Source organism: Cryobacterium zongtaii, assembly GCF_002909375.1.
GTDB classification, from domain to species: domain Bacteria; phylum Actinomycetota; class Actinomycetes; order Actinomycetales; family Microbacteriaceae; genus Cryobacterium; species Cryobacterium zongtaii.
Window position 1 is genome coordinate 12,913 of sequence record NZ_PPXD01000033.1, and the last position, 18,499, is coordinate 31,411.

Below are 18,499 nucleotides of genomic sequence, written 5' to 3' on the forward strand. Positions count from 1 at the left end.
CCCTAGTACGAGTCGCGCCCAGCCTGATCCGACGCCGCCAGCCGGTAGCCCACGCCGCGCACGGTCTCGAGCCAGCGCGGGGCGGTGAGGCTGTCACCGAGCTTGCGCCGCAGGTTGCTCAGGTGCGCCTCGACGGCACGCTTGTCGGCCTCGTTCACGTAGTACGACGTCACGTAGCTCTCGCCGCGCAGCAGCAGCGCCAGGTCGGCCTTGCTGCGCACCCGCCGCTTCGACTCGAGCAGTGCGGCCAGCAGGTCGAACTCGGTGCGGGTCAGGTCCAGCTCAGTGGTGCCGAGCATGGCCAGGCGCATGTCGTTGCTCAGCCGCAGCCCGTTGTGCTCGATCCAGTCGTCGGCGCGTGCGTCGCTGCTGGCGGATGCGGCGGTGCCGGCCTGGGGAAGCGGCACGGTCGCGACGTGCTGCCCGCTCATCGCTACCGGGGCCAGGCTCGGCGGCAGGTCGGCCGCCGGGGGAGCGGGCGCGGTGACCGGCGGAACGTACGCGGGGGTGTATTCGGGTTCCGCGGCGAGCTGTGCGCCGGCGGTCGGTGCGAACGCGGGGGCGGCGGGCTCTGTGATGACCTCGGTACCCTCCGGCGGCAGCGCCAGCCGGGGGCGGCGCAGCATGGCGTCGATGCGGGCGCGCAGTTCGCGCGGCCGGAACGGCTTGGTGAGGTAGTCGTCGGCGCCGGACTCCAGGCCCTGCAGCGTGTCGATCTCTTCGTCGCGGGCGGTGAGCATCACGAGGTAGGTGGCGCTGAACGCGCGAATCCGCTTGGCGGTCTCGAACCCGTCCATGCCCGGCATGCTCACGTCGAGCGTGGTGACGATCGGGTCGTACGCGCGAACCGCGCGCACCCCGTCGAGCCCGTTGCTCGTGGCGATGGTCTTGAACCCGGCCTGGGTGAGTACGGCTTCAAGCAGATGGCGGATGTCTGCGTCGTCCTCAATAATGACCGCTACCCTGCGTATTTCCCCGGTCGTCGACATACCTGAGTATATTACGCGGGTCGAGCATCCATCAGATAGACCCGATTCGGCCCGCCGCCCGGCTACCAGCCGGCAGCGGCCGCGAGCTCGAGGGCCCTCTCGTTCCACCATTCGCCGGCGGCCGGACCGCCGTTGCAGGTGCCGTCGCTCTCGCCGGGCTCCTTCACCCACAGATTCGCGTCGCGCGAGGCCCCATCCGTTGTGGCCTCGGGAGTGCCGCCCAAAGCTTGGCCGGCAGGGTTGCACCATTCGCCGTTGCCGCCCCGGCCGTTGCGCGAGGTGTCGACGACGAAGTGGGCCCCGCCGGTAAGCGCGGAGACCGCCTCACCGAAGGCCTGCTCGGCCGCCGAGTCGTTGTAGTTGGAGACGTTGGTCGCGAAACCGCGCACCTGCGCGACGCCGGCGCGGTTGAGTAGATCGGCGGCGGTGGCCGGGGTGAGCCAGTCGGAGTGGCCGGCGTCGAGGTAGACCGTGGCGACCGTGGGCGCAAAAGCGGCCACGCCCTGCTGAATCTGCGCCACCCTCTGCTCGACATTGCCGCACTCGGTGGCCAGCGCCAGCGCATCCGGTTCGAGAATAACCACGGATGCCTTCAGCGTCAGCGCCGTCGCGATGGAGGCCACCCAGGTGGGATAGTCGCTCTCCGAGAGGCCGCCGGCCGAGAAGTTGCCGCAGTCGCGGTCGGGGATGCCGTAGACCACGAACACCGGCGTCTGCCCGACCTCTTCGGCGGCATCCGCGATGGCGGTGACGTCGGCCTGCACTGTGTTCAGCGGGTACTTCTCCGGCATCAGCCAGATCGCGGAGGGCTGCTCGGCCAGCTTGCCGAGGGTGGCGGCCGCGGCGGAGTCCGGGTCGGCGACCGCGGCGGCGGTGGCAGCCACCTGCGCAGTCGAGTTCGGGTTGGTATAGAAGGAGCGGCCGGCGAGAGGGTTACCGGCGGCGGCGCTAGTTGCAGTGACCGCGAAGCTGCCGATGAACAGGCCGAGCGCCACGATGGGCGCAGCGAGGGTGATGATGCCCAGGGAAAGGCCGAGACGACTACCGGTCGAGTCCATTTTGCAACCTTATCGCCCGCATCCGGCGTTCGCAGCCGGGGGCTGCTGCGCCCCGGCGGAGCGGCCCGCGCGGCGGGTTAGAGTTAGAGCGTGAATTCAGAAAAGGTCGATGTCGCCCTGATTGGCGGGGGAATCATGAGCGCCACCCTGGCCACCCTGCTCGCCGAACTGCAGCCGGACTGGAACATCCAGGTCTACGAGCGCCTCGGTGAGCTCGCGCAGGAGAGCTCCAACCCGTGGAACAACGCCGGGACCGGCCACGCCGCGCTCTGCGAACTCAACTACATGCCCCAGGCTGCCGACGGCACCGTCACGGCCGAGAAGGCCGTCGCCATCAACGAGCAGTTCCAGATCAGCCGCCAGCTCTGGTCGCACCTGGTGGAGACCGGGGTGCTGCCCGAGCCGGAGAAGTTCATCAACTCCACCCCGCACATGACCTTCGTGCACGGCACCGCCAACGTGGACTACCTGCGCAAGCGCATGGCCGTGCTCGCCGATGAGCCGCTGTTCGCCGGGATGGAATACAGCGAAGACCCCGCCGTCATCGAAAAGTGGACCCCGCTGCTGACCAAGAAGCGCGCCGCCAAGCAGAAGATCGCGGCGACCCGCATCGAGTCCGGCACCGACGTGGACTTCGGCGCCCTCACCCGCTACCTGTTCGCCTCGCTCAAGAAGCGCGGCACCGACGTGCACCTCAACCAGCAGGTCACCGCGCTCAAGCAGCAGGACGATGGCTCCTGGAAGCTCAAACTGCTCAGCCTGGTGGGTCGTTACACGAACACCGTCGAGGCCCGTTTTGTCTTCGTCGGTGCCGGCGGCGGCGCCCTCGCGCTGCTGCAGAAGAGCGGCATCCCCGAAATCAAGGGCTTCGGCGGCTTCCCGATCAGCGGCCAGTTCCTGCGCACCAACAATCCCGCCATCGTCAAACAGCACCAGGCCAAGGTCTACGGCAAGGCCGCCGTGGGCGCGCCGCCGATGTCGGTGCCGCACCTCGACACCCGGGTAGTGGATGGCGAGACCTCGCTGCTCTTCGGCCCGTTCGCCGGATTCAGCCCCAAGTTCCTCAAGACCAGCACCTGGTTCGACCTGCCTTTCTCCGTGCGCGCGCACAACCTCGTGCCGATGCTCGCCGTGGCCAAGAACAACTTCGGCCTGATGAAGTACCTGGTCGGCGAGGTCTTTGCCTCCCGCACGGCCAAGCTCAACGCACTGCGCGAGTTCATGCCCACGGCCAAGGCCGAGGACTGGGAACTGATCACCGCCGGCCAGCGGGTGCAGGTCATGAAGAAGGACGCCAAGGCCGGCGGCATCCTGCAGTTCGGCACCGAGGTCATCACCTCCGCCGACGGCAGCATCGCCGGGCTCCTCGGCGCCTCGCCCGGAGCCTCCACCGCCGCGCCGATCATGGTCGACCTGCTCAAGCGCTGCTTCCCGGGCGAGTACTCCCGCTGGGAGCCGCAGCTGCGCGAGATGGTCCCGAGCCTGGGCACCAAACTCTCCGACGACCCCGCTGCGGCCGCCGCCTCCCTGGCCGCCACCGCCAAGACCCTGCACCTCACCGCGTAGGCGCGGCCGGCCAGCCTGCGCTGCGCCTGCGCCCCGCATCCGCTGCCCGACCGCGAGCTATGCGGGTCAGGCGCCGCTGTGCGGGTGGCGTGCCACCCGCATAACGGCGCCTACCCCGCATAACGTCAAGACCGGCGGATGCAGCGCCCCGCCGGGTGAGCCACCCCGCATGACACCCACCTTGCATCCCACTCGAACATGTGTTCGACTGGATGTATGCGCTGGAGTGGACAGGAACTAACGACCGAGCAGGCCGGCGCGCTGCCCGGCCTGGCCCGGCTGAACAACCTGGTGCGCAGCGTCCGCACCCCCGAGTTCGACGGGATCACCTTCCACGAGGTGCTCGCCAAGTCCGCCCTCAACCGGGTGCCCGGCCAGAGTGCGATGCCCTTCGGCTGGACCATCAACCCGTACCGCGGCTGCTCTCATGCGTGTACCTATTGCTTCGCCCGCCCCACCCACAACTACCTCGACCTTGACGCGGGCAAGGACTTCGACAACGAGATCATCGTGAAGGTCAACGTGGCCGAAGTGCTCAGTAAAGAACTCGCCAAACCCACCTGGGGCAAGCATCCGGTGGCGCTGGGCACCAACACCGACCCGTACCAGCGGGCCGAGGGCCGCTACCGGCTGATGCCCGGCATCATCGCCGCGCTCGCCGACTCCGGCACCCCGTTCTCGATCCTCACCAAGGGCACCCTGTTGCGCCGGGACCTCGACCTGCTCCACGAGGCCAGCCAACAGGTGCCGGTGGATCTCGCCATGTCCATCGCCATCTACGACGACGCCCTGCAGCAGGCCGTTGAGCCGGGTACCCCGAGCACCAAGGCGCGCCTGGCCACGGTCAGCGCGATCCGCGACAAGGGCATGGACTGCTCGGTGTTCCTGATGCCGATCCTGCCGTTCCTCACCGACACCAAGGCGCACCTCGACGAGGCCATGCGCCAGGCCAAGGCCGCCGGCGCCACCGGGGTGCTCTACAGCGCCCTCTACCTCAAGCCCGGGGTCAAGGAGTGGTACTTCCAGTGGCTCGAGCAGGATCATCCCGAGCTGATGCCCCAGTATCGCGAGCTTTACAAACGCGGGACCTACGCGCCTAAGGAGTACCGTCAGTGGCTCGCCGAGCGCATCCAGCCGCTGATCCGTGCGCACGGCCTGCAGCGCCGCCGGGAGGACCCGGCGACGGGCGGCATCCTCTCCAAGGCGCTGACCGCCTCGCCCGCCGGCGCCCGCACCGCCTCGCCCGGCAGCCCGGCCGTCCCGCCCTCCCTGATCGCCGCCGAGCTGCCCCTGGACCTGACACCGACGCTGTTCTGAACGTCAAGCTGTGGGTGCTCCGGCATGCTCCACCTGATTCTGGGTTGCCGCCGACCCCGCATCTCGGTACGACAGCGATTTTTGGTCTCATCGGCTAGTTTCACCCTGCTCGCCGGTCGTGGCCCCCAATCGGGACGTCTGCGATCGCTGCCATACTCAGGGCATGACCACACCGACACCGTTGGGGGACGGCTCGAATGAGCCCCGACCTAATGCCTCACAGCCGCCAGCCGCACCTACCTACCCGTACGGGACGGCGACGCTGCCGCCGCAACCGCCACTGACATCGGCGAAGGGCCTCGCCCTCGCCGCGTTGCTCGTCGGCATCGGAGCATTCCTCTTCGGGCTCATCCCCGTCTTCGGGGCAATTGTCGGAGTCGTGGCCGTCGTGCTCGGCATCCTGGCCATGCGCAAAAAGCAGCCCAAAGCGATGGCTCTCACCGGCGTTATTCTCGGTGGCGTCGCTATCGTAGCCTCGATCGCCGTGACGTTCGGAGCCGTGGCGCTTGTGAACCTCGCCTCAGACGACACGTCGACGACAGAACTCACCGAGTCGGCCACAGCCGAGCCGGTCGAATCGACAGAACTCGAGCCCGCCGAAGCAGAGCCGGCCGAAGTAGCCGCAGACTCCGAACCTGAGGCTGCAGACGTGCCGGCCGAGTACGGATCCGCGCTGATTTCAGCCGCAACTTACGCGAGCATGATGGATATGAGCAAAGCTGGAATCTACGATCAGCTCACGTCCGAGTACGGCGGACAGTTTTCGCCCGAGTCGGCTCAGTACGCGGTCGACAACGTAGACGCTGACTGGTCGGCGAATGCTCTGGCCAGCGCGAAGCTCTATCAGGACGAGATGGCCATGTCACCCGCGGCTATCCACGATCAGCTGATCAGCGAGTACGGCGCGAAGTTCACCGTCGAAGAAGCCGACTACGCCATCCTGCACCTGAACGACTGACCCGCTTTGTCCCTCAAGGACCTCGCCCACGGGCGGGGTTCTTGTTGTTTCCGGAGCCCCAGCGCATGCCCACCATTCTGTAGGCCGAGCTTGTCGTAACCCCGCGACCGAAACTCGCGAGCGCGGGCCCTGCAGTGCGCCTGAGTAGCGCACGCCGCATTTCTGTCTAGCTGACCCGCCACTGTCCGCAACCGCGCATCGGTATAAGGAAAAAATGCGATTACAAGGACGGGATCGGACACAGGGTCCTATTTTTCGACCTTTATCCTAATAAACCCTCCAATCAGGACCACGAACAGGCTCAATGAGCGAGCGGATGCGTTCGCGAGCTAGCTCACGGGATCTCTACGGGCTCGATCAACAGCAACCCCAACTCTCCGCCGTCGTCCCTCATCGCCGCCGAACTCCCGCCCGAATTCTCACCCACCCTGTTTTGACCCTCACCGAGCGCACACCACCGTCGAACCGGCTGCCCGCCAACCCCCGCACACCTGAGATAATCAGACGCGGAGAGGGCGCAATGTCACTTGGGTTACCCGACCACCTGGTCAAGGCCACGCTCAGCCGTGCCCTGGCCCGGGCGTCGCACTGGTTCGGCCTGGTCTGCCTGGCCGGCGCCCTGTTCTCGGTCCTGGCGCTGAGCGTGTTCCCGGTCACCGACCGGCTGCAGATCACCGTCGCCGCGATCCTCGGCATGGGCGCCCTGCTGGCGATCCTCGCCCGCTGGCGCACGGTGCCGCTGACCATCGCCTACCTGCTGGTCGGCGCCCTGTGCACCTACCTGTTCACCAGCGCGGTGCTGGGCATGCCCGGCGTCTTCCCGTCCTCGGACATGTTCCTGATCTCGCTGCCCAAGATGGCCCTGATCATGGTCGGCGGCGCCGGCACCGGCGCGCTCGTCGGCGTGCTGTGGAGCACCCTGGGCTTCCTCCTCGCCGAGGCCGCCGCCACCCTCGCCATCTCGCAGACCCCCGTACCCGACCGCCCCGACGTGTTCACCGTCGTCACCTACCTGTTCCTGGTCGGCGTGATGCTGCTCGACGGCCTCGCCCGCCGCACCGGACGCGCCGCCCAGCCCGCCATCCACCGCGCCGTGCAAGACGACGAGTCCCGCATCCTGCGCCACGACTTCGACGTGCGCGCCATCGCCCTCATGCACGACACCACCCTTAACCAGCTGGTGTCGGTGGCCCGCGCCAAACCCGGCCCGCTCAGCCGCGGCCTCGAGGCCGGCGTCCGCGAAACCCTGCAGACCCTCGCCGAGCGCGACTGGCTCACCCACGTCGACGAGCGCACCGCCGCCGCGGCGGGCAACGACGGATGGCTGTCCAGCGCCGTGTTCCGCGCCATCGACCGCATGCGCGACCGTGGCCTCGTCGTCGACATCACCGGCGACAAAGAGGCCCTGGCGCGCCTGGACCCGCAGAGCGACAAGGAACTGGGCCTGGCGGTTCAGCAATGCCTGGTCAACGTGCTTCTGCACGCCGGCATCGTCACCGCCGAAGTGGTCATCGACGCCGACGGTCAGAACGTTTCGGTGATGGTGCTCGACGCCGGCCGCGGCTTCATGGAGTCCGAGACCGGCAACGACAGGCTCGGGCTGCGCCAGTCGGTACGCAAACGCATCGAACGGCTCGGCGGCTCCGTGGTGATCTGGTCCCGTCCCGGCGCCGGCACCTCGGTGTTACTCACCCTGCCCGCCCCGCCCATCGTGCCGAGCACCATCGCCGCGGCCGCCGAAGTCGCTGCCGAAACCGCCCCCGCCGCGGCTGCGGCCGCCGCCGAAACAGCCCCCGCCTCGACCACCGAGACCGCCCCAGCCACCACCCCCACCGACAAGGCCACCCCGTGACCGCCCACCGCGCCACCCAGCAGCGCCTCGACCCGCTGGGCACCCTCGCCGCCTGGCCGCTGTCGCCCGCGATCGCCTCGATCGTGCTCTGCTACTCGGTGATCGCCACGGTCCTGCAACAGGACCAGATCCGAAACCCCCTGATGGCCACCCTCGCCGTGCTGGCCATGGCCGCCGCAGCGGCCACCCTGGTGATCGGCACCCAACCGGCGCGGTCGCCGTTCGGCCGCCGGATCCACCTGATCATGGCCGGCTTCGCCCTGCTCGGGTACGTCTGCGAGCAGCTCAGCCGGTGGGGCGACAACCTGCTCGTCCAAGACGACTTCGGCCCGGTCTGCATCGGCTTCCTCCTCCTGGCGCTGGCCCCCTACCGGCCGTGGCGGGAGATCGCCCTCTCCGGCGCCGTCGCCAGCATCGTCGCCATCCTAATCACGCTCCCGCAAGCCGGCTCCTATGAAGTGCATGTCCCCGTCGCCGTGTACGCGATCGTCTCGGTTACCCAGATCCTCGCGCCCACCGCCGCCGGCGCCGCGTACTCGCGCCGCATCGTGCGCTCGATCCTGGCCTGGCAGACGGATGCCCGCCGGGCCATCGTCGCCCGCACCGAAGAAGCCCGCGGCCAGATGGCCCGGGCCGTGGTGGAGCAGCAGGTCTCCGCCCTGAAGTCCGGCGTCATCCCGTTCCTCGCCGAGCTTCTCGAGCGTGGCACCGTCACCGCCCTGGACGTGGCGCAGGCCGGCCAGCTCGCCGCCGAGGTGCGCCGCACCCTGGTCGCCGAGATCGACCGAACCTGGCTGGACTCCGTGGCCACCCGGGAACGTGCCGCCCTGGCCGAGCGCGGCACGCCGGGCCTGCTCGTCGTGGCCGACCCCGAGCACCGGGCCACGGCGTTCCGCGCCGAACAGCGTGCCGCCACCGCCGCCCTGATCGGGGCCCTCTGCGCCGCGCCCGGCTTCGACCCGCACAGCCTCGTCGTGCAGATCACCGGCTCGAGCACCCCCACGCCGCCCCGGCCCGCCCCGGCCACCCTCACCGCCCCCCGGCCCACCCTCATCAAAACGGCACCGCCGACATCCGTCCCGGTCGACACCATCACCATCCAGGCCGCCCTCGACCTGCCGCCCCGCAAGGTGCGCGCGCTGCTGCGCCCCTACCTCGGTGTCATCCGGGTGGTCTTCGCCAACGTGCGGGTCACCGTGCGGCGCCCCTCGCTCACCATCGAGTTCGACGGCGCCCGCGACCCGCACCAGGTCGGGCCGCCCCGGGAGGCCCTGGCCACCCCGGCTACCCCCGCCGGGGTGCGCGCCAAGCAACCGCCCCGCCAAGTACGCTGAACCTCAAGAAACTAGACGTACAAGACGTACAAGACGTACAAGACGTACAAGACGTATAAGAGGGCGGTACCGGCGGTAATGGCGAAACTGTATTTCCGATACGGGGCGATGAACAGCGGCAAGAGCACCTCGATGCTCCAGGCCGCCTACAACTATGAGGAGCGCGGCCACCGGGTGCTGCTGGCCAAGCCGTCGGTCGACACCAAGGGCGACCGCGGCATCCTCTCCCGCCTGGGCGTCACCCGCGGCGTCGACTTTCTGCTGACCCCCGAGACGGATGCCTACGCCCTGTTCCAGCAGCACCGGCACGAGACCGAGGCCACCACCGGGCTCGACGTCAGCGCCCTGCTCGTCGACGAGGCACAGTTCCTCACCGAAACCCAAGTCGACGACCTGCTGCGCATCGCGATCCTCGAGAACATCCCGGTGCTCGCCTACGGCATCCGCACCGACTTCCAGACCGTGGCCTTCCCCGGCAGCCGCCGGCTGCTCGAGGTGTCGCACAGCCTCGAAGAACTCAAGACCATCTGCCGGTGCGGTCGAAAGGCCGTCTTCAACGGGCGCAAGGTCGACGGCGCGTTCGTCTTCGACGGCGACCAGGTGGCCATCGACGGCGTCGAGGTCACCTACGAGTCGCTCTGCGGCTCCTGCTACCTCGAGGAAAGCCACGGCGTGCTCAACAACCGACGCCGGGAGCCGGCGGAGCGAGGGCGCTCAATCGGCGTGGATTCGCACGAAGCGAGTCCGGCCACCGAGAGCGCCCCAGCTTGCCCCCCGGCAAGTTCCCCATCATCACCCTAGGGAAGCATCCGCGGCGGCAAAAGCCGTCATTTATCAGGGCACTCGATTCCGCACGGCAGAAGAGGCAGATATGCACAGGTTCCGCGTTGCGCTGATCGACGACCACGAGATCGTGGCACGCGGGTTCGCCGGCCTGTTCGCCACCCTGCCCGACATCGAGGTGGTGGCCACCGTCGCCACGGTCGCCGAGCTGCTGGCCGAGGTAGGGGAGACCCCGGTCGACCTGGTGATCCTCGACCTGCGCCTCTCCGACGGCTCCACCGTCACCGGCAACGTCGACCGGCTACGGGCCACCGGCGCGGCCGTGCTCGCGTTCACCGGCGGTGACGACGCGGGTCTCATGCGCGCCGCCGCCCGCAGCGGCGTGCTCGGCGTGGTGCGCAAATCCGAACCCACCGACGTCTTGCTCGACGCCGTCACCCGGGCAGCGGCCGGCGACACCATCGCCTCCACCGAGTGGGCGGCAGCGCTGGATGGCGACCCCGACCTCTCCGATGCCGGCCTGAGCCCCCGCGAGCGGGAGGTGCTCTCGCTCTACGCCGCCGGCGCCAAGGCCCCGCTGGTGGCCTCGCACACCGGACTGTCCGAGCTCACCGTGGTCGACTACATCCGCCGGGTGCGGTCGAAGTACGAGCGGGTCGGCCGGCCGGCGAACACCAAAATCGACCTGTACAAGCGTGCGCTGGAGGACGGCATCCTGCCGGTGCCCGGCCGCTCATGACCGCGCTGACGGGCAGCACGGGCAGCCCCGGCACGCTGCAGGCCACCGACTCGACCGTCCCGATTCCCATGGTCGCCGAGCGCCCGGCCCACACGGCCACCGCCAACCTCACCCGGCTGCTCTGCATCGCCGTGGCGGCCGCGGCCGGCATCTTCGGACTGCTCTCACTGCCGTCGTTCCTGGCGCAGGCCTGGCCGAACTCCGCGTTGGCTGCGGCCGCCTGGGCCGCCTCGTTCGGCCTGCCGATCGCCCTGGGCCTGAGCGCCCGGTGGGGGTCGGCGCGCATCCGGCGGGGCATTGTCGCGGCCGAGGCGCTCAGCTTCGTCGGGATCCTCGGCTTCTGGCTCATCGTTCGCGGCACACCCCTGCCCGCCGGCGCCGACATCCCCTGGGTGATCACCTTCACCGGGGTGCCGTGCGTGGCCGTGGCCGTCTTCGCCCAGCCGCGTCTGGTGTGGGCGTTCACGGTGCTCACCTCCACGCTCAGCGGCTTTGTGCGTTTCACCACTTCCGCCGAGGCCAACCCGGCCCTCATCGGCCTGGCCGACGGCCTCTACTCGCTGCTGCTGGTCAGCGTGTTCGTCGCGTTCACCCTGGCCGCCCGGCGCGCCTCGGCCCGCGTCGACGAGGCCACCCTGCTCACCCGGCAGGCCGAGGCGCACCGGGCGGCGCGGGTGGCCCGCCGGCAGGAGCGGCTGAGCATCGACGCGCTGGTGCACGACAGCGTCATCTCCACCCTGCTGATGGCGGGCCTGGGCCGCACCCCGCCGTCCGTGGTGTCCGGCCACGCGTCCAAGACCCTCACCCAGCTCGATGCGCTGCGCTCCCCGCCGCCGCAGCCGGTGCTGCTGGTCTCCGACGCCGCGCGCCGCATCGGCACGCTAGCGCAGCAGATCGCTCCGGATGCCGTGGTGCGCGTCGACAACCCGGCCCGCGCCGGCCAGGAGGCGGGCATCGAACGCACCGTGCCGTCGGCAGCGGTGACGGCCATCCTCGGCGCGGTCGGCGAGGCCCTGCGCAACTCGGTCAACTCGGCCGCGGGGCAGGACCCCGCCCGACCGGTGCACCGCCGTGTCACGATGCTCTCCACCACCGACGGCTTCCAGGTCACCGTCAGCGACGACGGCGTCGGTTTCGACCCGGCCCTGGTTCCGCCGGAGCGGCTGGGCATCGCCGAGTCCATCCTGGGTCGCATGACCCGGTTGCCCGACGGCGCCGCCCACGTGCGCTCCACCCCCGGCCGCGGCACCGACGTAGTCGTGGCCTGGGCCCCCGACCGCGAGCCCGCGAATCGCACGCCAATCCGACCAATGCCACCCCCGTCGGTCGAGCCTGTCGAGACCCCATCGGTCGAGCCCCATCCGTCGGTCGAGCCTGTCGAGACCCCCACCTTCCTCTCCCGCTCCCTCGACCTCACCACCCCCATGGCCCGCCTCATCCTGGCCCTCTTCGTCTTCGTGCACGGCCTGCTCGCCGTCATCAACATCGTCCCCGGCCGGCCGCTGGCCCTGATGCTCGGTGCCTACCTCGCGATCGTGCTCTCCGCCATCACCCTGATGCGCCCCATGAACCGCCCCTTCCCCCGCACGCAGGTGGCCGTGGCCCTCACCCTCAGCGGCGTCGGCGCCATTCTGATGTTCGGCTACCTGCCCGCCCACGACGAGGCCCCGTTCGCGCACTGGCACCTCGGCGCGATCACCCTGATCCTGGTGGTGCTCGCCGCGCGCGGCCAGATCCGGTCGGCCTGGATGGGCTACGCGGTGCTGGCCCTCCTCACGGTGGGCTGGGCGGTCGAGACCGGCCAGTCGGCCATGGTCGGGGTGGACCTGGTCAGCCGGCACGCCGGCACCCTGCTCGCCGGCAGCCTCTTCGTCGTCGGGCTCGGCCGGTCCGAACGCGACCTGCGGGTGCTCACCCAAGACGACCTGGCCCGCGCCCGGCAGGACGCCACTACCGTGGCGGCCATCCGCGAGCGCAAGGCCCAGCTGCGCCGGGTCAACGCCCTCGCCCGGCCCACCCTGCTGCGGCTGGCCGAGCCACACGCCCTCACGGCCGAGGAGCGCGCCCAGTGCCTGCTCGTCGAGGCCAGCCTCCGCGACGCCATCCGCGGCCGCTGCCTGTTCGTGCCCCCGGTCATCCACGCCGTCCAGGCGGCCCGGCAGCGCGGCGTGGAGGTCACCGTGCTCGACGACAGCGCCGACACCCCGCCCGAGCAGCTCGAGACCCTCGCCCGCACCGTCGCCGACGTGCTCGACACCATCGAACACGGCCGCGTCACCGTACGGGTGCTGCCGGCCCGCCGAGCGGATGTTGCCACCGTCGTGATCGAGTCCGGCGCCCCCTGCATCCTCACCGTCGGCCCCGACGGCACCCTGCGCGCCCCTGAGTAGTGCGATTCACCCCCAGAACTAGGCACTTGATCGGGAATTTCTGTCTACGCCGGTGATTCCCTGTGCCTGATTCCTCCCTGCTGAGACAAGCCACCGTTGAGCGATGTGCAAAGATGGCCCTGGGGATAATGCAAACGAGCGGTTCCTCTCGACTAGGCACTTACCGAAGGAACGCGCGTGGAACTAAAGGACTACCTGAGGATTTTCCACAAGAGTTGGATCCTGATTCTGGCTCTGACTCTGGTCGGCGTGGCGGCCGCAGCCGGCGCTGCGATTGCTACGACTCCCACTTACGTCGCTAGCACTCAGCTCTACGTGTCCGTCAAGTCCTCCGGGGACGCGGGAAGTGGCGAGCTTGTTGCTGGAACCAGTTTCGCCCGTCAGGCCGTGACCTCATATGTCGACGTCGTGAACAGTGCCATCGTTCTGGACGAAGTCATCACCGACCTTGACCTCGACATCAGCGCCGCGCAGCTTGCCGGAATGGTTGCTGCATCTTCGCCGTTGAACACGGTGCTGATCGACGTCTCCGTCACCAACGACGATCCGGTACTCGCTGCCAAGATCGCAAACGCTGTGGGTCAGAACTTCAGCCAGATCGTGGTCGATCAGCTTGAGAAACCCGACGGCGAGGCCGTGAGCCCGGTGAAGATCGAAACCATCCAGCCCGCACTCGTCCCAGGCTCCCCGGCAAGTCCGAACGTACCGCTGAATATTGTGCTTGGTCTACTAGTCGGTCTTGCATTGGGTATCGGGTTCGCCGTGCTTCGCAGCGTTCTCGACACTCGCATCCATTCCTTGCACGACATCGATCTTGTAACAGATGCGCCAATGCTCGGTGGCATCACGAACGACCCTGACGCGCGACTCCGACCGCTCGTCGTCCACTCCGATCCAAAAAACCCGCGTGCAGAGTCCTTCCGCAGCCTGCGCACCAACCTCCAGTTCGTCAACATCGAGGGCGGCCCTCGCAGCTTCGTTGTCACGAGCTCCATCCCGGGCGAGGGCAAGAGCACCACCACTGCCAACCTCGCCATCGCCCTGGCCGAGACCGGGGCCCGCGTTGTTCTCGTCGACGGCGACCTTCGGCTGCCTCGCGTGGCTGAGTACATGGGCATCGAGGGTGGGGTCGGCCTCACCGACGTACTGATCGGCCGGGCCGAACTCGCCGACGTCATGCAAAAATGGGGCAAGAACAAGTTGTTCGTATTGCCCAGCGGGCGTGTGCCCCCGAACCCGAGCGAGTTGCTTGGTTCCGCTGCCATGGCCAATTTGCTAGCGGTGCTCACTGAAGAGTTTGACGTTGTGCTCATTGACGCCCCGCCCTTGCTTCTGGTCACGGATGCGGCTGTACTCAGCAAGCTTTGCGGTGGCGCAATCATGGTTGTAGCTTCAGGGCGCACCAAGCGCAACGAACTGTCGAGTGCGCTGAAGGCCCTCGAACGGGCCGGTAGTCGACTGGTGGGCATGGTCATCACGATGCTCCCCACCAAGGGCCCCGATTCCTATGGGTACGGCCAGTACAGCTATGGCACGGCCCTCGAAGAAGAGAAATCCGTGGAGGTGCGCGACGTGCCTGGCCGTCGCAGCTTCGGCAAGACGCGACGGAGGACTGCGTAGTGGCTAGCTTCACTATCCTCACGGTATGCTCCGGAAACATCTGTCGGTCGCCTCTCGCCGAGCAATTGCTCCGGGTAGGTCTAGTACGGTGGCCCGAGGTTGCGCTCGGGAGCGCCGGCACGATCGGCTTAACCGGCCAGGCGATGCCCTACGAAGCCGCCGACCTGTCCCGGCACTTCGGCGGCGACCCGTCGCTGCACGTTGCACGAGTCCTCACAGCGGAGCATCTCAGCGAGGCTGATCTGGTCTTCGCCATGTCGAGGGAACATCGGCGCGCGATCGTGGAACTCTACCCGCGCGCCATTCGGTACACGTTCACCATTCGTGAATTCGCGAGACTCGTCAATGGAGTCACCGACGAAGACCTCGAAGAGGCCGCGGCGCTTCCGTTGCATGACGTTGTCGGTCGGTTCTCCACACTGGTGGGTTTCGCGGCGTCACAGCGCGGGGCCGTGAATCCGCCCGAATCACCCGACGATGACGACGTCGTAGACCCTTACCGCCGCAGCGATGAGGTCTACGCCGAATCCGCCCGCCAGCTTGTCCCAGCTGTGAACGAAGTCGTGTCACTGTTCCACAGATCCACCAGAGTTCATCAGCCCTAGGGGGGCACCATGGGCGCAAGCAAACCCAGCAGCCGCAAGAACCGCAACAACCGCACCCGCCGAGGCTTTCTTGTCGCCGGTCTGGCCGTTTTCCTGCTTGTCGACGCCGGCCTGGTCGCGTTCGCCCTGACGGCTCCTAAGCCCGCGCCCAGCGCAGGAACGGTGGCGGCTGTGCCGACCGCTAGTCCTCCACAGGTTGCGACCCCCGAGGCCACGCCAGCCCCGGAGGTTGAGCCTGTTGAGATCACTGCCACAGCGACAGGCGTACCATCCCGAATCCTCGGCGCCCTTGACGCGTCAACAGCTTGGCGTGCTTCAACCGGAACCTGCCCGTCTGCCGCAGCCAATCTTGAACTCACTACGGACTCCGGCGCGACCTGGGAGAGCTTCAATGCTTCGACCGAAGCGAGCGCGTCGTCCATCTTGGCGATTTATGTCGCCGACGCCGCGGAGATGTCAATGGTGACCCTCGACGCTGTGGACTGCGCACCCCAACTCGTCACGACCTTCGTCGCGGGTGATGCATGGAAGGCCTACCCAGATCGCGTCACGGCGGAGTGGTACGTGGACCCGGCTACCTCAAACACAGTGCATACCCCGGTGGGCGATGTGGTCGCTCCGTGTGTTTCGGTGGCCACCCTAGCGGCCGCGGATAACTCCAGTGCTGCCGTGCTATGCATTGACGCTTCGGTAGTCACCACCCAGGACGCTGGCGCTACATGGTCTGCCCCGGCCGCTGTTCCGGGCGCGGCGGCCATTGCGGCAACGAACGAGGGATTCCAGGTCGCAGTTGCAAATCCGGCGGGTTGTGTCGGTATCTCGCTGGTTGGCGTGTCCCAAGACGGTGCAGTCGACGCCACGCCCCGGCCCTGCGTTGATGCGATTGTCGGCACGGGTGAGACAGCTCTCTCTGCAAGCGACGACGGCATGCTGTGGCTCTGGGCAGGCGACAGGTTCGCACGGTCTGCAGATGGCGGTGCGACGTGGGGGTGAAGAGCTACACGTTGAGCTGGCAGCGTGCCTACGCGGCCCGGCTTTTCTTCACGGACCTCGCAGTCATCATCGGGGTGGTCTTGGGTAGCCAAGTCCTGTGGTTTGGTTCGCGACGCTCGGAATTGCGCATTCCAATCGAGAATATTGCCGATTTCACGTTCGGCTACACTCTCGTCTCCTTAGGTCTGATTGTGTTCTGGATGCTGGCACTCGAGTACTACGCCACTCGTGATCACAAGACCATTGGAACCGGGAGTACCGAGTACAAACGCATTCTGGACGCGAGCGCTCGGATATTTGGTATTACCGCGATAGTCGTGTTCTTGCTCAAGGTGGACTTGGCTCGTGGGTACTTCCTCACGGCGCTACCGATCGGGCTCATCTTGCTTCTACTCGGCCGTTGGGGATGGCGGCAATGGCTCGTCGCGCGGCGCCGCGAGGGTCGCTTTGTACATCGGACCATCGTTGTGGGGGAACGGGACAAATGTGTCCATGTCGTTGTTGGCATCCGCCGTGATATGGCAGCGGGACTTTCCGTAGTCGGAGCCGTAACGGAGAACGGAAGTGTCGCGCAGAATCTTGTCGACGGTGTTCCAGTCCTGGGGGACTTCAGCCAGATTCTCGAGTCGATTCAGCGGGTCGGCGCCGATACAGTTATCTTCACTGGAGCCGATAATTTCGGACCGAGGAAGCTGCGCGAGCTCGGCTGGGAACTTGAAGTGCTCAAGGTAGACCTCATTATGGCACCGGCACTGACCGACATAGCTGGCCCACGAATCCATGCACGTCAGGTTTCCGGGTTGCCCCTCATTCAGGTTGACTTTCCTTCATTCGAGGGGGCCCGGCACTCCGCAAAACGGGCCTTCGACCTCATCGCCTCTGGCCTAGGCCTCCTGGTCCTTAGTCCTATTTTCTTGTGGATTATTGTCGCGGTGCGTCGAGACAGTGCCGGCCCGGTCTGGTTTCATCAGGAACGTGTGGGGTTGAACGGCAACGTCTTCAGAATGATCAAATTTCGCTCAATGGTTGCAGATGCTGAGGCCCAGCTGCCGACTCTGCTGGATCAGTCCGACGGCAACGGTGTGTTGTTCAAACTTAGGGCAGACCCCAGAGTTACCAAGGTCGGATCCGTGCTGCGCCGCTACAGCCTTGATGAGCTCCCGCAGCTTATCAACGTGTTCCGAGGCGACATGGCGCTCGTGGGGCCGCGCCCTCCTCTCGCTCGCGAGGTCGAGTCTTACGACGGTTCGGCACGTCGACGACTGCTCGTTAAGCCAGGCATCACGGGGCTTTGGCAAGTGAGCGGGCGTTCGGACCTCTCCTGGGAGGACAGCATCAGACTCGACTTGTATTACGTCGAGAACTGGTCTCCCACCGGCGACGTGATCATTCTTTACCGCACTATCCGAGCGATCCTTCGTCCAGCCGGAGCGTATTGACCTTTCTGTTCCGCGCTGGAAGCCATCAGACATCCGAAAAGTGCGACCGCCCTGAACCAACAGATATGAGCCAGTTTTGAAGTCAGACGTAATACAACAGGCAGAGAGCGCCGACCTGCAACGGGTTGGCCCCGTCTCGTTCGCAGTCAGTGACCCCCAACTCGCCTGCCGACGAATTCTCGATTTGGTGCAAGAAGGGCAAGGCCGGCACGTACATCTCGCTAACGCCTACACGATCGCGCTTGCGGACAAGTCAGCCGAGTATAGGCAGGTTCTGGCAAGGCCGGCCGTGAACTTTCCCGACGGGAAACCGATCGGATGGGTATCGCGCTTAAAGCGACACTCACCCAGGCTCAGGCAGGTCCGTGGTCCCCAGCTGTTCCTAGATGTTTTCGATCAGGGACGGTCAAGCGGTGTGCGGCACTATCTACTGGGTTCTACTCCAGATGTACTGTCTCAGCTGGAGCGCCGCCTACGAGAGCTCCACCCGGGTGTCGAGATAGTCGGTACCGAGAGCCCACACTTTCGTCCCTTGTCGAAAACGGAGTATGCAGAGCAAGACGATCGAATTCGGCACAGCGGAGCGGACATCGTTTGGGTTGGCCTGGGCACTCCGAAACAAGATTTTGAAGCGATGCGTTTGGCAGAAAGCCTTCCGGTCGTGGCAATCGCAATCGGTGCTGCTTTCGACTTTGCAGCGGGCACACTCCGGGAGGCACCCCGTTGGATGACCACACTCGGTCTTGAGTGGTCCTACCGCTTGATCAGAGAGCCTAAACGGCTCTGGAGACGTTACTTGTTCGGAAACGCCCGATTCCTGAAGGCGGCAATTTTCGCGCCCACGCGGTTGGAGTAA

15 protein-coding genes are annotated in these 18,499 nt (G+C 67.0%); 13 read left to right on the top strand and 2 right to left on the bottom strand.

Annotated features, from left to right (window positions below; all coding sequences use genetic code 11):
* Positions 1-2: 2 nt before the first annotated feature.
* Both C3B61_RS19170 and C3B61_RS19175 read right to left on the bottom strand, forming a co-directional pair.
* Complete coding sequence (locus C3B61_RS19170; protein ID WP_208858867.1) at positions 3-989, bottom strand: response regulator transcription factor; 987 nt, start codon at positions 987-989, stop codon at positions 3-5.
* Positions 990-1,051: 62 nt separating this feature from the next.
* Positions 1,052-2,047, bottom strand: a complete 996-nt coding sequence (locus C3B61_RS19175) for a glycoside hydrolase family 6 protein (RefSeq protein WP_103462049.1) — start codon at positions 2,045-2,047, stop codon at positions 1,052-1,054.
* Positions 2,048-2,137: 90 nt separating this feature from the next.
* Here C3B61_RS19175 and C3B61_RS19180 point away from each other — a divergent pair, with 90 nt between their 5' ends.
* The 13 genes from C3B61_RS19180 (at position 2,138) to C3B61_RS20360 (ending at position 18,499) form a co-directional block, all read left to right on the top strand.
* Positions 2,138-3,613, top strand: a complete 1,476-nt coding sequence (locus tag C3B61_RS19180) for a malate:quinone oxidoreductase (RefSeq protein WP_103462050.1) — start codon at positions 2,138-2,140, stop codon at positions 3,611-3,613.
* Between the two features lie 216 nt (positions 3,614-3,829).
* Positions 3,830-4,930: an Rv2578c family radical SAM protein gene (locus C3B61_RS19185; RefSeq protein ID WP_103462051.1), complete on the top strand. Its 1,101-nt coding sequence runs from the start codon at positions 3,830-3,832 to the stop codon at positions 4,928-4,930.
* Between the two features lie 163 nt (positions 4,931-5,093).
* The gene (locus C3B61_RS19190) at positions 5,094-5,888 is read left to right on the top strand and encodes an Ltp family lipoprotein (protein ID WP_244286013.1); all 795 of its coding nucleotides are present in this window, start codon (positions 5,094-5,096) and stop codon (positions 5,886-5,888) included.
* A gap of 520 nt (positions 5,889-6,408) precedes the next feature.
* Complete coding sequence (locus C3B61_RS19830; protein WP_165787871.1) at positions 6,409-7,740, top strand: sensor histidine kinase; 1,332 nt, start codon at positions 6,409-6,411, stop codon at positions 7,738-7,740.
* On the top strand, positions 7,737-9,074 hold the full coding sequence (locus C3B61_RS19200) for a hypothetical protein (protein ID WP_103462052.1): 1,338 nt from the start codon (positions 7,737-7,739) through the stop codon (positions 9,072-9,074). Before C3B61_RS19830 ends, C3B61_RS19200 begins: the two co-directional genes overlap by 4 nt.
* 78 nt (positions 9,075-9,152) lie before the next feature.
* Positions 9,153-9,875 carry a thymidine kinase gene (locus C3B61_RS19205; protein ID WP_088455154.1) on the top strand — a complete coding sequence of 241 codons (723 nt, stop codon included), beginning with the start codon at positions 9,153-9,155 and terminating at the stop codon, positions 9,873-9,875.
* Between the two features lie 70 nt (positions 9,876-9,945).
* Positions 9,946-10,596 (top strand): response regulator transcription factor, encoded by a 651-nt coding sequence (locus tag C3B61_RS19210; RefSeq protein WP_103431518.1) that lies wholly within the window; start codon positions 9,946-9,948, stop codon positions 10,594-10,596.
* Complete coding sequence (locus tag C3B61_RS19215) at positions 10,593-12,986, top strand: ATP-binding protein (RefSeq protein WP_103462053.1); 2,394 nt, start codon at positions 10,593-10,595, stop codon at positions 12,984-12,986. The genes C3B61_RS19210 and C3B61_RS19215 overlap by 4 nt, the downstream gene beginning before the upstream one ends.
* A 177-nt stretch (positions 12,987-13,163) precedes the next feature.
* Positions 13,164-14,606 carry a tyrosine-protein kinase domain-containing protein gene (locus C3B61_RS19220; protein WP_103462054.1) on the top strand — a complete coding sequence of 481 codons (1,443 nt, stop codon included), beginning with the start codon at positions 13,164-13,166 and terminating at the stop codon, positions 14,604-14,606.
* Positions 14,606-15,211 (top strand): arsenate reductase/protein-tyrosine-phosphatase family protein, encoded by a 606-nt coding sequence (locus C3B61_RS19225; RefSeq protein ID WP_165787872.1) that lies wholly within the window; start codon positions 14,606-14,608, stop codon positions 15,209-15,211. The genes C3B61_RS19220 and C3B61_RS19225 overlap by 1 nt, the downstream gene beginning before the upstream one ends.
* 9 nt (positions 15,212-15,220) lie before the next feature.
* Positions 15,221-16,204 (top strand): beta propeller repeat protein, encoded by a 984-nt coding sequence (locus C3B61_RS19590; RefSeq protein ID WP_133159718.1) that lies wholly within the window; start codon positions 15,221-15,223, stop codon positions 16,202-16,204.
* On the top strand, positions 16,195-17,643 hold the full coding sequence (locus C3B61_RS19230) for a sugar transferase (RefSeq protein WP_103462056.1): 1,449 nt from the start codon (positions 16,195-16,197) through the stop codon (positions 17,641-17,643). Before C3B61_RS19590 ends, C3B61_RS19230 begins: the two co-directional genes overlap by 10 nt.
* A 289-nt stretch (positions 17,644-17,932) precedes the next feature.
* Positions 17,933-18,499 (top strand): WecB/TagA/CpsF family glycosyltransferase, encoded by a 567-nt coding sequence (locus C3B61_RS20360; RefSeq protein WP_165787873.1) that lies wholly within the window; start codon positions 17,933-17,935, stop codon positions 18,497-18,499.